The following is a 19,849-nucleotide window of genomic DNA, read 5'->3' on the forward strand; positions in this document are numbered from 1 at the left end:
ACCGACCTCTATCAAACTAGAGGCCGGTTCTTTTATTTATAATGCCAAAAAGCGATACCCTAATCAATTTAGAGTATCGCTTTTATTTTATTCTTCCGTATCGAAGGTAACATCTAGAGGTTGACGTTCCACGATATTGCGATAACGAACGCGCGGATAGCCCATCAAGATGGCACCAGCGATAATCTTATCCTCTGGTACACCTAAAAGCTCCAACAATGGTTCGTATTCTGCTTCGCCTGCATGTTCAAAGAAGCCCGCCCAACAAGTACCAAGACCTAAAGTTGGTGCATAAAGCTCTGCATAAGACAAACAAGAGTGCCCGCTATCATGAGTACGATGAATATCTTTTTTAGAACCGATCGCCACTACGAGAGCTGGCGCATCGCGTAAGATATATTCCTTGCCTTTATCTACTTCCGCTTGAGCAACACGAGCATACAGACGCATGATAGGTACTGTTTTTGCAGCTAAGTGCATCCACTCAAGAACGAGATCAGCAATGCGACGCAATTTTTGTTTGTCACGTACTACGATATACGAAATACCTTGTGTATTAGTTGCTGTTGGTGCCATTCTTGCAACGTTTAACACTTTGCGAATGAGCTCAGCAGGAACTGGTTTATTTTGATAGTTACGAATAGAGCGACGACTGCGTAAAAACAACTCAGCTTGCTCTGGCGTTAACTTAGGCTCCTGTGTAATATCGATTTGCTCCTTACGCGGTGTCAAGTCGCTGTCGAGAGCAAGTGTGGGACATACGGAAATACAATGCCCACAAGAAATACAACCTCCCTTGCCAGTTATAGGCCCATCATCGGACATCACCAGCAATCCTGTCGGACAGTCAGCTACGCAAAGGCCGCATCGTGTACAGACTTCTGTATTGACGGTAAATAACATCTGATAAATCCTCCAAAAACTACTATAAAGGTTATTATAACACACAAAATCATATGATATCTAGTTTTAACCAATTAGTCTAATTGTAATGGAGCTAATCCCTGTTTCTACATTTGCCTTTTGGATGGGGCCCCGTTTCGTTAGTACAACTTGGTAAAAAAAGTAAGTATACACTTGCTTGCTCCGTTCTTCGCAATGTCGCTGCACAAGTGTATACTTACTTTTTTATCACGTTACTTATAAAGGTGTCCCATCCCAAAGGCAGATATGCTCTATCTATAAAACTAACCTAGCTCCATTACAATTTATCGCTAAAGTAAAACTCAAAAAACACTATGGTTTTACGCATTATAATAAACTTTATAGTAGTGGCGCCACGCCCTCCGTCTGGGAAGGACTAGCCTGAGGCTAGTCCGCGGGTTAGTTTTAAACCTAATTTAGTCAAAACTACTTAGCGTTCTTTCCCACGCCCCACCAAAAGCAGATTGAGTAAATATCTAATATAGCTTGTGATGGGGAATCAGCAATATATGGTGGGCTATTAGTCGCTTGCTATGGGACTGGTTAACAGCAGGTGTTATAAAAATAAAGCTAGGTATTTCTGCAGCGACTTTACGAAGGACGGAGCAAGGAGATACCTAGTTTTCTAAAAGCTTCCCGCGCCCCATAAAAGCATATTGAGTAAATGTCAGATGTAGCTTGTGATGGGACTAGTTAATAGCAGGCGCTCAAATAATAAAAAGAGTTCCCTATGCAGCGACTTTGCGAAGAACGGAGCAAAGAGGGAACTCTTTTTATTATTTATTGAGTTGTAGCAATCGAACAGGGCCCCATCACAAGCGGAAATGAAACTTACTCAAATGCTTTTATAAGTTCCATGTATTGCGCTTTGTGTGTCAGTCTCCAGGTCCCAAAGTCAGGTTCTGGGGCTTCGTTTAGTTTATTTGCTAAGGCTTCCATAAATTCAGGGATTTTTGTAGCCACAATGTGCCCTGCCATTTTGCCGAAGTTTTCGGAGCCCATGTGTTCAGAGCCACCATCAACTAGCATAAAAGAAACGGTAGGTTTTTTATCTACTAGTTTAACAGAGCCGTGGAATCCAATTTCACCAATTTGGTGTGTACCACAGGAGTGCGGACAGCCAGAGATGTGTAAACGAGGGAGTTTTCTAGTGTCTACGCCTATTTCTTCAAGGTGTGTAAAGATTGCTTTTAATAGACCATTCGAGTCTTGAATCCCGATTTGGCATACCGTAGAACCTACACAGGATACGGAACGACGGAATTCATTGATAGCACTATCGTCTGTCAAATTTGCAATCTTACGTGCTTCATCAGCAGTGAGATTGATGAAATACAGTGATTGATCAGGTGCAATACGAGCTTCAACTTGGTCTAATGTCACTGCATAATCAAGAGCAGATAAGAGATGTTCAACGTTTGCATCGCCACCGACTGGATGGTATTCCACATAGTAAAGGCCTTCTTGTTTTTGCCGGTAAATACGATGGTTCACCACAGAGTCGTCGCGTTTACCCCTTTTTGTAATTTCATAGGCGTAATCAGCAGGATTTATCGTTAGCTGTTCTACCTCTTTTACCATAGCCAAGGTTTCTTCATAGATTTTAATGAAAGCTTCGGCTCCCCCCATTTCAGCCGGCATGTAACGTGTACGAGCTTTACCACGGTTCTTAAAATTACCGTGATTAGCAAATACCATAAGCATAGCTTTCACATAATACAATACATCCTCAGGTTGCACATCGTGAGCCACAGGAATACCCATGCGAGGGTTTGGTCCTAGTCCACCACAAGCATAGACATCAAAGGTATTATATTTTGTTAAATTAAATCCAAGATCTTTAAACGTAGTGTGTGGCGTACTGTCAAAACCATTGTCGATAGCCATTTTAAATTTACGTGGAAGCTTGATATAAAACATTTGCTCCATAAGGAACTCGCTAATAGCCGCCGCATAAGGTGTAATATCTAGGGTTTCTCGAGGATCAATGCCCCTTAGAATACTGGCCACCACATTAGGGTTATCACCACCAGCACCACGATTATATATACCATGTTCATGACACTCTTTAAAAAGATTTAGTATTGTATCACCATCAAGACCATGCATTTGTAAGCATTGACCAGTCGTAAAGTGCACATGCTGTAAATTGTATTTACGAATGGAGTCCGCCAAAAACTGCATATGCTCACGCGTCATGCGGCCTCCATTAAAACGCCAACGGCTCATACTAGATTTAGCACCCCGTTCCGCGTAGCTACCAAAGGCACCAGATTCACCTTTATAATCAGCGATAGACATTTCTTTTTTATAAAACTTATGCGTCATATCTTCAAACTTTGGATAATCTGCAATTAATCGATCTTTCAACTCTTGTGTAATCATACTATTACCCTCTTGGCTTATATTTATTAAGCATAATTCATAACTTTGTAAGGGTTAGTATACCATATACGCATAACTATGTTTGTAGCTAAGCTCACAAATATAAATACCGAATATTAATACTATAATTTACAATCTGTAATAATTATTACTTTTAAATAAAAATCTCGGTAAAAGAAAGATCAAGTATTTCCGACAAAAATAAACTAATATCTCATATGGCGTACTTTTACTATAATCACCTACAGCAAATAACTATACCTTGTGCATTAAAGGCAAAAAAAGAACAGCCCGAAAGCTGTTCTTTTATATTAAGTTCTGAAATTATAGTAACGGTACTAGATTAACTAGTTCAGGTCATATCCTACACTTGAGGATTATACGCGACCTTCGTTAGGGTTATCATAAGCCTCTTTATCGATAGTGCCCATGATTTTATCTACTACGAGAGCATTTGTTAAGGAACCAGATACGTTCAAGCATGTACGGCCCATGTCGATCAATGGATCGATAGCAAGGATTGGGCTGATAGATGTGAAGTACGCACCAAGGCCTGTACCACTAAGAGATACGGATGCAGCCATTGTAGCAGTACCAGGAACACCTGCGATACCAACGGAACCGATTGCGATAACGATAACACTCATGATGTACATAGTCATATCGAATGGAATATTCGCTACGTTAGAAATGTACACTACAACAAGTGCTGGGAATACGCCGGCACAACCTTGCATGCCTGCAGTAGTACCGAAGGATGCTACTGTATTAGCAGTTGTTGCATTTACGCCAAGACGTTTTGTCAATGTTTCAACAGTTAACGGCAATACGCCCATAGAGGAACGGGATGTGAAAGCCAACAATAATGGAGCTTTCGCTTTCTTGAAGTATGTAATCGGGTTGTAACCAAAGCTAGCAATCAAGATAGCTTGAACAACGAACATAATCAAGATACCAACGTAAAGTAATACTACGAATAAGCCCATATCAAGGATAGCTTGTAGGCCACGAGTTGCCAATGTGGAAGCTAACAATGCAACTACGCCATATGGCATAAGGCCAATGATGAAGTCTGCCACCCAAGAAATCAATTGGTGAAGCTCATCAAACAATTTAGTGAACATCTCCATGGAGTTTGTACCAGTTTGTTTTAATAGACGCGCTACGCTGCCTAAGATAATCGCAAATACTACGATACCGATAACATTTGTTTCAGCAGCCGCTTGGATTGGGTTGCTAGGAATCAAAGCACGGAATGTATCAACCATCGGTTTAATTTCGCGAATCTTTTTACCAGACTCAACGATATCAAAGCCTTGACCTAAACCAAAGGCATTACCTAAGATAAGGCCGACCACAGCAGCAACTGCTACCATGCCGAGGTTTGTAGAAACCATTGCCACTACTAACTTTTTAAGATTAGCACCTGCTTCCATGTGCAAGATAACGTGTACAATGGAGATAAAAACGATAGGAATAACAAGCATGCGGATTAAGTCGATGAAGCCGCCACCTACTAGGGAGAACCACTTCGTACTTTCCTTGATGTAAACAACTTTAGTTGGATCATCAGGGAAACCTGCAATAACTTGAATTGCTACACCAAGTACGGCACCGACAATAGTACCAATAATAACGAGATTACCGAAGGATGTGCCCTTGCGTTGCAATACAAAAATACCAATTAACGCAAGTACAAACACTGCGATAATACCAATACTTAGTGGATTGCTTAACATGAGGTAATCTGTAAAGAATGGAATATTCATAATACACCTCTTTAATTCATATCACAATAATAGGTTATGAATTTAGTATAGCATATATCGAAAAAAATACAAGTACAATATTCGTGATTTTATAATAAAATATATTTTTATTTTGCAATATAATATACAGACATATAAAAGGCGACCTTCCAAGGAAGATCGCCTTTATTGTATCTAGTTATTATATTATCTATTAACTAAGATATATGTAACGCGGATAGGACCATGCGCACCATCTACAGTTACGAGCTCGATATCAGCCGTACGAGACGGACCGGAAATCAAGCAAATATTTGTAGGGAATTTGGACGGATCGTTGTGGTAACGTTCAGCTAAATGTTCCATAGTTTGTGTCATACGTGGGTTGATTGTATCAGTATATAATACAGCAACATGAGTTTCTGGCAACAAGCTGATTGCACGACCAGACTCTTCACAAGATGCTTGTACTACAGTAGCTGTTTCAGCAATACCACAGAATGGGAATGTAATACCGATATCAGCATTAGCTGTGTTAGAAATATTTTCTTCACGACCTTTAGCTGGGTCCCATTGGAAGTACGTACGAACACCACCATTAGAAGCTGCGTCTTTTTCGAATAATTCTTTTAATTTATATTCTTCAACCTCAGAAGTGCTTGGGAAGATTATCTTACCATTACCACGTTCTTCGATAACAGCCATAATAGTTTCACCTAATTTATCAGGTGTAGTATCTACGAATTTTGTACCTACGCGTTCACATTGTTCTTTGAACATAGTGATAACTTGTTCGCGAGATAATTCTTTGAACATAGTTTCTTGAGGACCATGGCTATAATCAAAAGCCGGTACAGATGTAGGCACTTGATCACGGCCTAATGCACGAGATAAACGTGCAACAAATTGATTACGTTTAACTTCATCCATTATTTTTTCTCCTTTTTCTTGTTCTTTTCATGTTCAGCATATAAATCACGGAATTTCTTGAACTTCAATGTACCCATTTCTTTGGATTTAGTCCAGCCATTCATTACTGGAACAGCTTGAGTCCATGTAGGCATATTGCCTTCTTTGTTACTAATTAAGTTCATACCGATAGCGCCAGCTTTTGTACCAAGATCGAACAATGTGGAGTTGCCGAACATCTTAGCAGCTGCTGTGAAGATAGCTTCTTCAGCTTTTGGACGAGTTTTTTCGATGTCAGCCATAATGTGACGGTGTTCCATCAACAACTCATGCAATGGAATAGCTACTGGACAGTTTTCTGTACATGCGCCGCACAATGTGGAAGCGTATGGAAGGTCGCCTGCTACATCGTAACCTTTGAACAATGGAGTCAATACAGCACCCATTGGACCTGGATATACAGAGCCATAACCGTGACCAGAAATGTGGCGGTATACAGGGCAGATATTCATACATGCACCACAACGGATACAACGAAGCATTTCTTGGAATGTACCACCCAAGATACCGGAACGACCGTTGTCGATGATGATGATATGAGTTTCTTCAGGGCCATCAGCTTCACCAGCGCGAGCAGGACCAGTCATCATGGAGAAGTAGTTGGAAATTTTAGCACCTACTGCAGAGCGGTTCAACATTTCCATCATAACGTCAAGAGCTTTGAAGTTAGGAACGATACGCTCAGTACCTAAGAAGATCAATTGAGTCTTAGGAATAGAGCTTGCCATACGACCGTTACCTTCATTGGAAACGATAGTACAAGTACCGGACTCAGCTACCGCAAAGTTACAACCGTTAACGCCTACGTCAGCTTTCAAGAAGCGCTCACGTACATAACCACGTACGAAGTGAGTCATTTCTGTAGGGTTTTCAGTACCTGTGTAACCTAATTTTTCAGCGAAGATTTCGCGGATTTTGTTACGTTCAAAGTGAAGACCTGGCACTACGATGTGAGATGGTGGGCTTACTGCAGTTTGCAAAATAAATTCAGCCAAGTCAGTTTCGTTTACTTCGATACCAGCTTCTTCTAATACTTCGTTCAAACCAATTTCTTCAGTTAAGATAGTTTTGGATTTTACGATCATTTTTGCTTCGCGTTGACGAAGGATATCTAAAGCGATTTGAGTCGCTTCTTTATCGTCGAATGCAAAGTGAACTTTAGAACCAGCTTTTTCAGCGTTTTCAGCAAATTGGTTTACATAGTAATCCAAATGATTAAGTACGTGATCGCGAATTTCAGCTGCTTCAGCGCGGAAATCTAACCATTCAGGAACATCCGCAACTACTGTATTACGTTTATCATAAAACACGTCTTGTGCTTTTTTGATGGCTGCTACTTTGAAATCGTCAGCCAAACATTCTTGTATACGTGTTTTATAGGGGCGATTGTCATATATAAGTGCCATGTCGTCTCCTCCTTAACGGCAGTTTAAGATTTCAGCAATATGCATTACTTTGATACGGCGATCGATTTCGCCTTCTTTATGAAGACGATCAAGCATACCAGCGATGTTCATCAAGCACGCTTGGTCAGAACCGGAAATAACGTTAGCACCTGTGCTAGCAATTTCCAATGCCTTTTCGCGTGTCATAACTTCACTAATTTCAGGATTTTTAACGGAGAAAGTACCGCCGAAACCGCAGCAACGGTCTGCACGTGGTAGTTCGATCAAGTTGATATCTTTAACGTTTTTAAGGAGTTTGAAAGGAGGCTCTTTAATGCCCATCAAACGAGTTACGTGGCAAGATGTGTGGTATGTAACGGAGTCGTTGAAACGAGCGCCTACATCTTCAACACCTAATACGTCAGTAATGAATTGAGTGAACTCGTAAATTTTGCCGCTCAATCGTTCTGCACGTGCCAACCACTCAGGTTGATCTTTCAAGAAATGATGGTATTCATCGCGGATTGCAAATGCGCAAGAGCCGGACATGCTGACTACATATTCAGCGTTCTCGAAGCATTCGATTGTGTTCTTGATAGCGTCCATAGCCGCTTCATTGTAACCAGAGTTAGTGAACATTTGGCCACAACATACTTGTTTCTTAGGAACTACGAGCTCGCAACCTAATCTTTCAAGTACTTCTACACCAGCCATGCCTACATGTGGGTAGAACATGTCAATCAAACACTGTTGGAAAAGATGAATTTTCATATTATCGTCCTCGTCTTTTCTAGTACTTAACCTAATAAAAAATTTTGATATGTATGCGTTATGGCAAGAATTCTAGTGAAAGTTTTTCAATAATTTTCTGCCCGAAACATTACTTATGCTTTCAAATAAATATTCAAAAGCTTTATCGATATAATTATAAATTAATCCTATAGAAAATGTCCAAAGGATTGCTATATTCGTATGTACCCTTTTAATTCTTATATCGTTATGACTTTTTGTAATAATAAACATTGCTTTTTATCACATTCATTATTTTATTTATCAATTTTTCTTGTAAAAGCTATATAAAACCTAGATTTTGCGAATGTTTATCATTTCGCATTTTAAAAGGTCAAAAAACCTTATTTTTACCGTAATTCATCGTATTTTTACATAAATAGGAGTCAAATTTCAAATTCATGTAAATTTTATCCTTATATATTACATTTTCTTATAGTAGTGTATAAATTTAAAAAGTGTTATAATTTATTTTATATAAGTATAGTTTGAAAGGAGCCTTTTTCAATGAAACTAAATAAATTATCTTTGTCCTTGGCAATCACATTGGCCCTTGGTTCCACATTCGGCATGGCTCACGCTGAAACAACCGCGGCACATACAAAAGCAAAAACAACAACAGTAACAAATACACAAGCTAAAGCAACACCTGCGAAAGCTACAACTGCTAAAACAACTGCAAAAACAGAAACTAAAGCTACAGAAGCTAAACCAGCTACAGCTGAAAAAGCTAGTGAAGCAAAAGCGGAAGCTAAACCTACTGCAAAAGCAACAGAAGCTAAAACAATAACTAAAGCTAAAGAAGCATTGCCAGCAGGCGTGTACACAGACACTAAAGACAACTGGGCACGCGATGCGATCCAAGCAATGTCTCAAGCTGGTTACCTTTCCGGTTACTCTGACAATACGTTCAAACCTAGCGCTCAAATCACACGTGAACAAGCAGCTGCTATTTATGGTAAAGTGTTGCAACACAACTTAAACGAACAAGAATTAGCTGATATCGTAACTAAAGAATCCGCTACTTCCTACTCTGACGTAGAAGCAGATCGTTGGTCTAACTCCGCTATCAAATTGGTAAGCGCTGCAGGCGTTATGCAAGGCACATCTAAAACAGCTTTCACACCTAGCAAAACTATGAACCGTGAAGAGTTTGTTGCCTCCGCAGCTAGCTTAGCTAAAAAATTAAACATTACAACTCCTGTGAAAACAGAAAAAATAAGATTTAAAGATGAAGATAGCATTTCTTTAGATTATGTGGCAGATATTAACTACATGGCAGAACGTGGCATTGTAGCATCTGGCACAACAGAAAACTTTAACCCTAAACAACCTGTAACAAGAGCACAAGCGGCTACAATTTTGAACCGCATGCTTAACGGTGCTGGCCTTGCTACACCAAAACACGCTGTACCTGAAGCTAAAGCTGAAACAGCTGTAAAAGAAGATGCTAAAAAAGTAGAAAAAGCAGTTGAAAAAGATGCATCTAAAGTAAGTAAAGATGCAAAAAAAGACGTAGCTAAACTAGATAAAGACGCTAAAAAAGATGCTGCAAAAGCTGATAAAGCGGTAAAAGAAGATGCTAAGAAAGCAGAAAAAGCTGCTAAAGCTGATGCTAAAAAAGTAGAAAAAGACGTAAAACACAATAAAAACGAAGCAGTAGCGCAAAAAACTGAACCTACGCGCACAGTTCGCCCTGTTCGTCGCAGTACTTTAAAAGCACTCGATCAAAAACAACAATCCTCCTTGGAAGATAAAGTATTCGTAGAGTTAAATAAAACTTACAAAACTCCAGAAGCGTTCCAAGATTACGGTGTAATGTACTGGCGTGACAACCAATTACACGTAGCGTTGAAATCAGATAGCGATATTTCCACAGTAAAAGCTAACCTTGCTTCTCGTGGCGATTCCACTGTTAATAACTACGTTGTAGTTGAACCATCCCAATACAGCCAAACTGAATACGATGCAATCGATGCGAACTTCCGCAACTACTACAGCAAAAACGAAAAAGCTGGCACAATCTTAGCTACATTCCCTGATGTAGAAAACAACCAACTTTACGCTGTAGTATCCACTGCATCTAAAGACACTCAACAAGGAATCTCTAAATTATTCGGTTCCAAAGTAAAAATGACAGTAAAACGCTAATCGGCGTTACACTTAACCAGCCAAGGCAGCGTATACTCGATAGTATTACGCTGCTTTGTTGTATATCACTATGCATGCTCCTATTGACTATATTACGACGAATATAGATTTTTATGCTGGTGAAAGTTTATATTCTACGGCTATCGAGCGTTAGCCTTTACCAAGATTAGGAAGGATTTTATGTACAAGAATACCTCTTACGCATTACGTGCCCTTGTTTTAGGCACATTATTAGCTGCCACAGGCCTTGGTTTTGCCTCTGCCAATACAACAACTAGGACTAATGCTCCTACAACTACAATTAAATCTACTAAAGCTGAATCTACTTTACAAGCCCCTACAGTTGGCTCCGCTAAAGCAGATACATCTAATGTGAACGTTGCTAAAGCAGAATCCTCTACAAAGGCAACACCTGTAGTTGTAAACAAATCTATTGGTACTCCGCAAGACATCCAAAAAATTCGCGCCCATATCTTCACAGATGTACCTAGCGATTTTTGGGCTGCAAACTCCATTAGTACTGTAACAAAAGCAAATCTAATGAAAGGTTACTCTGACGGTACATTCCGACCTAATCAACCTATGACACGTGAAGAAGTAGCGGCACTCTTCAACAATATTACTGATGATGGTACAGCAGCATTCTTATCTAGCAAATTTAAAGATATTACATCTGACCGTTGGTCTGCTCTTGCCATCGAGTCCGTAGCTCGCAAAAATATCATTAGCGGCTACGGTGACGAAACATATAAACCTGAAAAATATATGTCTCGTCAAGAATTTGCTGTAGTAGCAGATAACTACCTTCACTACTTAGGCTATACTACAGAGGATCCAACAGCCCTCGATCATATTGCCTATGCAGACCAAAAATTCGTAGCCCCTTGGGCTCAAGATGCAGTTCGTGAACTTGCATCCCTTGGCTTCACACTCTACACGCCAGGCACATTATTCAACCCTGAAAAATATATAACACGTGCAGAGGCTGCTGAGATTGCATATCGCATGACACAAACGGAACAATCCCTTGCGTTCCACAACACATTGTTCAAACAACAAGTGGAAAATAAGACAGCTAAGATCATCAGCAAAGCTTTAAACTATGACAATGACTTCACAAAATTCCGTCAAGATGGTGCCCTCTTCTGGGAAGCAGGTCAATTACATGCGTCCTTAACAGATCAAAAGAAAGCTGACCTTGTTACTAACGCTATCGCACAAGCTCACGACCCACAGTTAGATAGAGCTGTAGTTGTATCAAAAGGCAAACTGACACAAGAACAACTAGAGGATTATCAATCCGATGCGATCGCCCTGTACCAAGAGAAGGAACCGCAAGGAAAAATTCTTTCCATCGCACCAAACACTGATACAAGTGCCCTTCTTATTACCGTTGATTCCATTCAAAAACCAACCCTAAAAGCATTCAAAAAGAAATTTGGTGAGAAAGTGTTCCTACAACTACCACCAGAACCACTTACAAACACAAATGGAGCAATTCAATTCCCATTGCCTCCACGAGTAAACTACTACAACGACAAACAGTAATTAAGAGAACTCTAAAAAGCCGTGTACGTACACGGCTTTTTATTATGCTTCTAGTAATATATAATGCTAATCTTGTGAACTAATTACTTTAAGATTCCTGCAAATTCTACTTATCAAGTAATCTATGCCAATTGGTTTAATCTAATTAAAACGTATATAAATTATGTACAAAAAAGAACCGCCCCCAATGGTGAACTGCACCCCAAAAATTGGACACAATTTTTGGAGGTGCAGTTTTTTATGTCAAAATATTCAAAAGAAGTAAAAGAAAAGGCTATTTATCTTTCTAAAAAAGGCTGGAGTCGCTTTAGAATTGCTAAAGAGCTTGAAGTTCCAGAAAGTACTGTAAGAAATTGGCTATACAAGTTTAAGCTTAGTCATAATTTGACCCATAAAATTGGTAAACAAGTATTTTCAGCAGCTTTTAAACGTAAAGTTCTTGAAACTCGGTGGAAGAATAAGTTATCCTATAATGAAACAGCAGAATTATTTAATTTAGATAACCCTGGTCTAATTGCCATGTGGCAAAAGCGGTATTTAGACGAAGGGATTTTAGGGTTGCAGCCCAAGCCTAAAGGTAGACCATCTATGAAACCGAAAGAACTAATACCATCTACAAAAGATCAATGTATTAAATCAGACAAAGAACGGATAAAAGAACTAGAAGCTGAAATCGCTAGGTTGAAATATGAAATATCTTTCTATGACGACTTTATGAAAGAAATGCGTGAAATTGCTAAACCTAATAAAGCTGTAAAAAAAAAGCACAAACAATTGCCATCGAAAGATTAAGAAAAATATATCCCCTTCAGTTTATGCTTGAGTACTTTGGCATTAGTCGTAGTACATATTATGCACGCTTGGTTAGCATAAAAAAGGGAGACAAATATGCAGAGGAACGAGAAGCGATTCGTACACTGGTAACGATGAATAAAGGTCGCTACGGATATCGCCGAATCACAATAGCATTACATAAATTAGGCTTCCATATGAATCACAAAGTTGTGATGCGTATTATGAAGGAAGAAAACTTAACATGTAAAGTTCGTCTAAAGAAGTACCGTTCATATAGGGGTACCGAAGGAAAAATTGCTCCTAATATCATTAAGCGAAACTTTACGGCAACAAAGCCAGATCAAAAATGGACAACAGATATTACCGAATTCCACTTGTTTGGGCGTAAGGTTTATTTATCACCAATCTTAGATATGTATAATGGAGAAATTGTATCCTATGAAATATCAGAACGCCCTGTATTAACACAGGTGTTATCTATGCTAGATAAGGCCTTTAAAAACAGGCCACATAGCAAAGGTTGTATCTTACATTCGGATCAAGGCTGGCAGTACCAGCATAGCAGTTATCAAGAAACATTAAAAAATCACGCTATCATCCAAAGTATGTCTCGAAAAGGAAACTGTTTGGATAATAGCGTGATGGAAAACTTCTTTGGCTTACTAAAGTCAGAGTTGTTATATTTAGAGGAATTTACTTCCTATGAAGATTTTATCAACAAATTAAGAGATTATATTGATTATTACAATACAAAACGCATTAAGCTCAAATTAAAAGGAATGAGTCCGGTAGAATACCGAACTCATTCCCAAAAAGTAGCTTAATTATATCTGTCCAAGAAAATGGGTGCAGATCATGGGAGCGGTTCTTTTGACATTAAACAGCTGTTACTATACACACAATCGAATTCACACGGTTCGATTATTATTTTGTTACATCATTTTGGCGGTCACGTAAGTTACCAACTGGTACATATACAGTGCCTGCACTGTGGATTGTATCCACGTCTTGTTGCAAGATCATTACAACGGAATAATCATCAGTTGTGTAGAACTCAGTCGGCATTTTGTCGATATTTACATCGCTGCCTAGTTTATCTTTCACTTCTTGATTATTATTAATAGCATTCACTAACTCTTTTTTGTTAAGACCACCGAGGTCATACAAGGATAATTGACGACCTGTTGTAGTATTAAACGTGAAGCCTTTTACATAGTTCACACCATTTGCATCGCGATCACGCATTGTGTATGTGTGAATCAATACGCTGAGAATGCCATTTTTATCTGTTTTAACATCGTAGTACATCACTACATTTGTTTTATCAGCTTCTTTAGCATTTAATTTCTCTACGTCATTTTGTACTTTAGCAACATATTTTTTAATAGTTGTATTGATTGCTTTTTCTACAGTTGGGCTAACGGATTTAACCTCTGGGAATACTAAGTCTAAATGATCTGTAGTGGATTCCACAGGAGATACTGCTACCTCTTTGCGGTCCATATAACGGTCCGCATTAGGTGATACTACCTCAACTGCATTGCGGTCAACTTTAGATACTTCAGAACGCAACACACGATTTTGCTCTGGAGTTGCAGTGCTAGAGATACGGTGTGTTAAATCATTACGGCTTACTTTATTCGTATCAGCTTGAGCCGCTTGCACTGTTGCAGTATCTTTAGTTACAGGAATTGCTTCGCTTGCTGCGAAGGATACTACTGGCAATGCAGCAGCCATCATGATGAGTACAGACTGTTTTAATTTCATTGTTTAACCTCTTATTGTTGTTCTTGTTCAGCTTTCATAGCTAAAGCTTCTTCTTTATTGAATTTGTGTGTTACAACACGACGAACAAGGTAGAGACCAGAGAATGCAAATGCAAGCAATCCTAACCATTGTGCTGTGCTTTCAAAATCAGGACCTACTAATTCGAGTGGAGATTCACCGCCACCAGTTGTAACAGACAATACAATAATAACAGCTATGATTACACCAATCAAGCTTTCACCAACAATCAAACCAGAAGCGAAGAGAACGCCACGGCGGTTAGATTGTTCAACATCGTACTCAGCGAGTTCGCCAGCACGCATTTTAGCACGAGCTACTAGGTAACGGCCTACGAAATAGCTAATGAAAGAACCTAAGATAAGAGGTACTTCCAATGTTGGAGGTAAGTAAATACCCATACCAACTGCCAATGGAGGCAATGTTAAAGAAGCTGTTGTGCTCTTAAGAATCAAGTTAACGATGATTGCTACTACGCCAACACAAACGCCGATCAAGATGTAATCCCAATCCATGCTGGAACTGAAGATACCTTGAGCAATTGTAGTCATCAAAGTTGCTTGTGGAGCGGATAATGCAGCATTAGGGTCCATTTCAGCACGTGGTAACGCACCTGTGAAGCCATATGCTTGGTAAAGCAAGTTAAGAACAGGAGCAATTGCAACTGCACCAGCTACAGAGCCAAGTAACAACGCAATTTGTTGACGCCAAGGTGTAGCACCAACGAGTTGACCTGTTTTCAAGTCTTGCAAGTTATCGTTAGAAATAGATGCAATGGCGATAACTACGGATGTCATGAAGATAGCCATAGCTGTAGCGAATTGTACGCCTGCTTCTGTAGCGAACAAGTTATTTTCAGAAGCGATGAAGTACACCACTAAGGAAGAAATAATAGTCGCCAAGATACCAATACCAGAAATTGGAGATGCAGATGTACCGATAAGACCTGCCATGTAACCACATGCAGCAGCTACGAAGAAGCCGATTAATAAAGCTACTAAGATGCCTACTACAACAAGAGTCCACATTAAGCCAGCACTAATAGGTACTGCGGAAACGAATTCCCAGAATGTGAATACTAAACCAATAAGAATAACTGCGAACACGCCTAAAACGGATTTTGTGCTCATATCTGTATCCATGCGATGCAATTCGCGGTCACTAGAACTGCTGTTCATGGATTGTACAGAAATTTTCATACCTTCGATGATAGGTTTGATCAAAGTAATCAAAGTCCAAATCGCTGCGATACCGATAGCACCAGCACCGATGAAACGAACTTTAGATTTCCAGATGCCCATTGCGAACTTAGCAGTAGCGCCACCATCTGGAGCAAACATGTTAGTGAAGTAAGGTACGAAGCCAGCCCACGCGATAAGTACACCAACGAGGATAGCGATACCAGAAGCGATACCGATAAGGTAACCAGCACCTAACAATGCTGTAGAGAAGCCCAATGGAATTTGAGTAATACCTTTGCTACCTACAGGAAGCCAGAAGCTCATGCTGTCGCCAAGTACTTTAAAACCATTTGCACAAAGGCTGATAAGACCAGCTACAAAACCACCGGATACGATATCGCCCATACCGGAGCTAGATTGCGGGCCTGCACCAGCATTGTGAGAGCCAACTTTCAAAATTTCTGCTGCTGCACGGCCTTCTGGATATGGTAGATCACTATTTACTACCATGGCACGGCGCAATGGAATAGTGAATAACACACCTAGAGAACCACCGCATGCGCAGAGCAAGAATGTTTGCCAGAATGGGAAGCCGTTCCAATACCCAAGCATGAGTAGACCTGGCAAGATAAAGATAATTGCGGACAAAGTACCGGCTGCAGAAGCCTGTGTTTGTACCATGTTGTTTTCAAGAACGTTAGAATCCTTGAAGAAACGTAAAATTGCCATTGAAATAATGGCTGCCGGAATGGATGACGAGAATGTCAAACCAACCTTCAAACCGAGATATACGTTAGATGCTGTAAAAATAACAGTAATTAATGCACCAAGTAGCATCCCACGTACCGTCAGTTCCGGCAGATGAAGGTCATGGCTCATAAAGTCATGTTTCATAAGTACTTACCTCCTCTGTGAAACTAGAGCTTAAAACAATATAATAAGCTACTTCCATTTTATCGTGTTAAAGCGATGATTTCAATATATATGCGATATTTATAATGTATACATGTAAATAGATATAAATTATGCCCCTTATATGCATAAATCGCATATATAACTCCTCTCTATATGAAAATAGAAATCATTCTCTTTTATTCTGTACAAATATACAAGATTTTATATAATTAAATTACCGACAGTAAGGTCGGCATGTCTTTTAAGGAGGTTGTAATTATGGAAACAAGAATTGAATACGATTCAATGGGACCAGTCGAAGTCGACGCTAGACGAATTTACGGACCTCAAACGCAACGCTCGTTCAATAACTTTAAGATCGGTGATCACCGCATCCCTATTGAACAAATCAAGGCGCTTGCGCTTGTCAAAAAAGCATGTGCTTTAACTAATGCTAAGTGTGGCGCAGTAACCGAGGAAAAAGCGAAACTCATCGCTCAAGTAGTAGATGAGATCGTGGACGGCAAATGGGATGATGAATTCCCGTTAACGGTATTCCAAACAGGTTCTGGTACACAGACTAATATGAATGTGAACGAAGTAATCGCTCACCGGGCTAAACAGTTAGATGAAAGCAATCCGCTCCATCCTAACGACGATGTAAACCGCGGCCAAAGTACAAACGATACATTCCCTACGGCAATGCATATCTGCGGATACTTTGAAATTACAAAACGCGTCATCCCTGCTTTGGACGGCCTTATCGCATCTTTCGAGAAATTGCAAGAAAAGGGGAAAGGCTTACAAAAAGTTGGTCGTACTCACCTACAAGATGCGACTTTCATCATGGTAGACCAAGAAATCAGTGCCTTTGTGGACGGCTTAAAAACTGCAAAAACTATGCTCGTTCAAAACGCTGACTACCTACTCGACGTAGCCCTTGGCGGCACTGCGGTCGGCACAGGCGTAAACACGCCTAAAGGCTATCTAGACGTTATGGAAACTGTATTGCCAGAGGTAACATGTGCTCCATTCCGCGTGAAAAACAACAAATTCCAAGGACTCGCTCTTAAAGATGCGTTCATGATGGCTCACGGTGCACTTAACACATTGGCGACTACCCTATTTAAAATCGCTAACGACGTCCGCTTCTTAGGCTCTGGCCCTCGTTGCGGTTACGGCGAATGGCATCTACCTGAAAACGAACCGGGCTCCTCCATCATGCCAGGCAAGGTAAATCCTACTCAATGCGAAGCCTTGACCATGGTATGCGCCCAAGTATTCGGTCACAATACGACTATGACCATCTGTGCAGGTAGCGGTGCATTCCAATTGAACGTGTACATGCCTATCATGATCTATGACTTTGTTGAAAGCTGTCGCCTCCTCGCAGATGCGATGAATTCTTTCATAACACACTGTATCGACGGTGTAGAATTCGTACCTGAAAAACTCAACTTCTTTGTAGAACAATCCCTCATGATCGCTACATCCCTAACACCATATATCGGCTATGATAAGAGTGCTAAGGTTGTAAAAGAAGCGTACAAACGCGGTTGCTCTATTAAAGAAATCATCTTGGAAGAAAAACTCATGACCGAAGACGAATTTGCCGAAGCAGTTCGCATGAAATAAAATCTCTCTCATCTCTATGACATATATGTAACATCCTCTCATACCTCAAATGAACGGAATAAAAAACGCTACGGCAATGCCGTAGCGTTTTTTCTCTACAGAGGCTCATCCATATATAATTAATATTTGAGCGATGTAAAATGTATCAATATATTAACAAATCAAGATTAAATGTCAAAACTATCAGTACCCACATAAGCAACAAATAAATAGCTTGTCTAAAATATTGTTTCCTCACCTCAATGTATTCACTGCGTTTCATCATTCCAACAGTATATGATCTGTATTCTAATAAATGGTTATGTATATTAAAAGCTAATAAAGCATCTAATAATATAATCCCTGACAAAACTCTTTCTATAATCGTAAACGTAGAATAAGTATTATCTAAAACAAAGACTAGTAAAACAAAACCTAACGAGATCCATATATTAAAAAGACTCAACAAATTATACCAAGTATAATCACGCCCGAATTCAATAGACACAAGATCGCATTTTCTTAATATTACTATTAATGCCTTTATAATAGTATATGTAAAAAATATTAATATTATTAAAGTCAGTATAGGTTCTTTAAGAATTATATTCTCAATATCCGTTAATAAAAACATTTGTTATACAGACACCTCTCTATTAAGTTCTATATCAGCTTATTAACTTTTAACAAAATTAGTGCGGACATTATGTAAGCAAAAACAAAAAGAACTACATACATCTGCTTTTTTCTAGCCCATTCATAATAGCGACTACGAGGTGGCTGTTTTAGTAATACTGCTATCACAAAAACAGGCTGCAAGAACCACACCAATACAATTGGCACAGCGATGTAATCTAAGAAATAAAACATGCTAAACAGCATAACCGGATATGTAATAATTGCCGACCAGGAAAGAACCTTCATAAAACCATAATCAGAATTAGCAATTAAAGATACTAATAATGGTGAAAGCTTTTTCCTTAATAAGATTTTATAAATAAGCCAATATAAAGCAATCCACGAAAAAATGATAGCTTCTAAAACTAATGGTAAATGAATATGCACAAATGCTAACCTCTTTTACGTCTTAAATAGTTATAAATATAGTTCCATACCACATAAAACAAAAGTATTAATACATATGCGATAACAAAGAAATAAAAGTCTATTTCATCTTCAATCAACTCTGGATTTGTGACAAGACTATATGGAATACATATAAGTAAAAAAAGTACTAAGCCTCGTACAAAATAATTATAGATTTTTAAAAACATATACTTATTCCCACCATAAAAACTATACTTTCACAACACACTTAAAAATAATAACTCTAATATATCATAAATTTTATATAAGTTCATATAATAAAAAGAGGTATTGTATTTTCATATACAACACCTCTTTTTATTTGTACCCTATGGTTTTCTAATATTTTATAAGGTTTATAGTCATTAATACAACAAAGGATATGATAAAAACCATATATTTCGTATCTAGTAGTTCATAGGTCTCATCAAATGTATCATTCTTGAATGCTTGTATTATCAATTCTTCTTGTTTGCTTAGTTCCAAGTATATATCTAAATGGCATCCAATTGCCACTAGTATTGCTATTTTGAGATATCCCTTATATATATCCGCTGTCATATCATAAAGCAGAGAGATATCAAATAGAGCAAGT

14 protein-coding genes are annotated in these 19,849 nt (G+C 39.0%); 5 read left to right on the top strand and 9 right to left on the bottom strand.

What is annotated here, in order from left to right:
• Window positions 1-87: 87 nt before the first annotated feature.
• The 6 genes from VRHSUH09_RS06125 to VRHSUH09_RS06150 form a co-directional block, all read right to left on the bottom strand.
• Window positions 88-903 carry a nitroreductase family protein gene (locus VRHSUH09_RS06125; protein WP_054748161.1) on the bottom strand — a complete coding sequence of 272 codons (816 nt, stop codon included), beginning with the start codon at window positions 901-903 and terminating at the stop codon, window positions 88-90.
• Window positions 904-1,755: 852 nt separating this feature from the next.
• Window positions 1,756-3,309 (bottom strand): nitrite/sulfite reductase, encoded by a 1,554-nt coding sequence (locus VRHSUH09_RS06130; protein ID WP_105081689.1) that lies wholly within the window; start codon window positions 3,307-3,309, stop codon window positions 1,756-1,758.
• Between the two features lie 377 nt (window positions 3,310-3,686).
• Window positions 3,687-5,078 (bottom strand): cation:dicarboxylate symporter family transporter, encoded by a 1,392-nt coding sequence (locus VRHSUH09_RS06135; RefSeq protein ID WP_105081690.1) that lies wholly within the window; start codon window positions 5,076-5,078, stop codon window positions 3,687-3,689.
• Between the two features lie 186 nt (window positions 5,079-5,264).
• Window positions 5,265-5,987: a LutC/YkgG family protein gene (locus VRHSUH09_RS06140; protein WP_054748163.1), complete on the bottom strand. Its 723-nt coding sequence runs from the start codon at window positions 5,985-5,987 to the stop codon at window positions 5,265-5,267.
• A complete protein-coding gene (locus tag VRHSUH09_RS06145; protein WP_105081691.1) occupies window positions 5,987-7,432 on the bottom strand; it encodes a LutB/LldF family L-lactate oxidation iron-sulfur protein in 1,446 nt (481 codons plus the stop codon). Before VRHSUH09_RS06145 ends, VRHSUH09_RS06140 begins: the two co-directional genes overlap by 1 nt.
• Window positions 7,433-7,444: 12 nt before the next feature.
• The gene (locus tag VRHSUH09_RS06150; RefSeq protein WP_009352456.1) at window positions 7,445-8,182 is read right to left on the bottom strand and encodes a (Fe-S)-binding protein; all 738 of its coding nucleotides are present in this window, start codon (window positions 8,180-8,182) and stop codon (window positions 7,445-7,447) included.
• 525 nt (window positions 8,183-8,707) lie between these two features.
• On the opposite strand from VRHSUH09_RS06150, the gene VRHSUH09_RS06155 reads away from it, so the two are divergent.
• The 4 genes from VRHSUH09_RS06155 (at window position 8,708) to VRHSUH09_RS06170 (ending at window position 13,518) form a co-directional block, all read left to right on the top strand.
• Window positions 8,708-10,351 carry an S-layer homology domain-containing protein gene (locus VRHSUH09_RS06155; RefSeq protein ID WP_054748165.1) on the top strand — a complete coding sequence of 548 codons (1,644 nt, stop codon included), beginning with the start codon at window positions 8,708-8,710 and terminating at the stop codon, window positions 10,349-10,351.
• Between the two features lie 180 nt (window positions 10,352-10,531).
• Window positions 10,532-11,899, top strand: a complete 1,368-nt coding sequence (locus VRHSUH09_RS06160; protein ID WP_054748166.1) for an S-layer homology domain-containing protein — start codon at window positions 10,532-10,534, stop codon at window positions 11,897-11,899.
• Window positions 11,900-12,139: 240 nt separating this feature from the next.
• Complete coding sequence (locus VRHSUH09_RS06165) at window positions 12,140-12,691, top strand: helix-turn-helix domain-containing protein (protein ID WP_245875963.1); 552 nt, start codon at window positions 12,140-12,142, stop codon at window positions 12,689-12,691.
• Window positions 12,692-12,714: 23 nt separating this feature from the next.
• A complete protein-coding gene (locus tag VRHSUH09_RS06170; RefSeq protein WP_245875964.1) occupies window positions 12,715-13,518 on the top strand; it encodes an IS3 family transposase in 804 nt (267 codons plus the stop codon).
• A 100-nt stretch (window positions 13,519-13,618) separates the two neighbouring features.
• Here the strand turns inward: VRHSUH09_RS06170 and VRHSUH09_RS06175 are convergent, their stop codons facing one another.
• Together VRHSUH09_RS06175 and VRHSUH09_RS06180 are read right to left on the bottom strand one after the other, a co-directional pair.
• On the bottom strand, window positions 13,619-14,461 hold the full coding sequence (locus VRHSUH09_RS06175; RefSeq protein WP_054746939.1) for a polysaccharide deacetylase family protein: 843 nt from the start codon (window positions 14,459-14,461) through the stop codon (window positions 13,619-13,621).
• Between the two features lie 11 nt (window positions 14,462-14,472).
• A complete protein-coding gene (locus VRHSUH09_RS06180) occupies window positions 14,473-16,554 on the bottom strand; it encodes an OPT family oligopeptide transporter (protein ID WP_105081692.1) in 2,082 nt (693 codons plus the stop codon).
• Window positions 16,555-16,833: 279 nt separating this feature from the next.
• On the opposite strand from VRHSUH09_RS06180, the gene VRHSUH09_RS06185 reads away from it, so the two are divergent.
• Window positions 16,834-18,189, top strand: coding sequence for a class II fumarate hydratase (locus tag VRHSUH09_RS06185; RefSeq protein ID WP_105081693.1), 1,356 nt, complete (start codon window positions 16,834-16,836; stop codon window positions 18,187-18,189).
• Window positions 18,190-18,831: 642 nt separating this feature from the next.
• Here VRHSUH09_RS06185 and VRHSUH09_RS06195 read toward each other — a convergent pair.
• The gene (locus tag VRHSUH09_RS06195; RefSeq protein ID WP_054746943.1) at window positions 18,832-19,233 is read right to left on the bottom strand and encodes a hypothetical protein; all 402 of its coding nucleotides are present in this window, start codon (window positions 19,231-19,233) and stop codon (window positions 18,832-18,834) included.
• Window positions 19,234-19,849 lie beyond the last annotated feature (616 nt).

It is taken from the genome of Veillonella rogosae JCM 15642, from assembly GCF_002959775.1.
Lineage (GTDB): Bacteria > Bacillota > Negativicutes > Veillonellales > Veillonellaceae > Veillonella > Veillonella rogosae.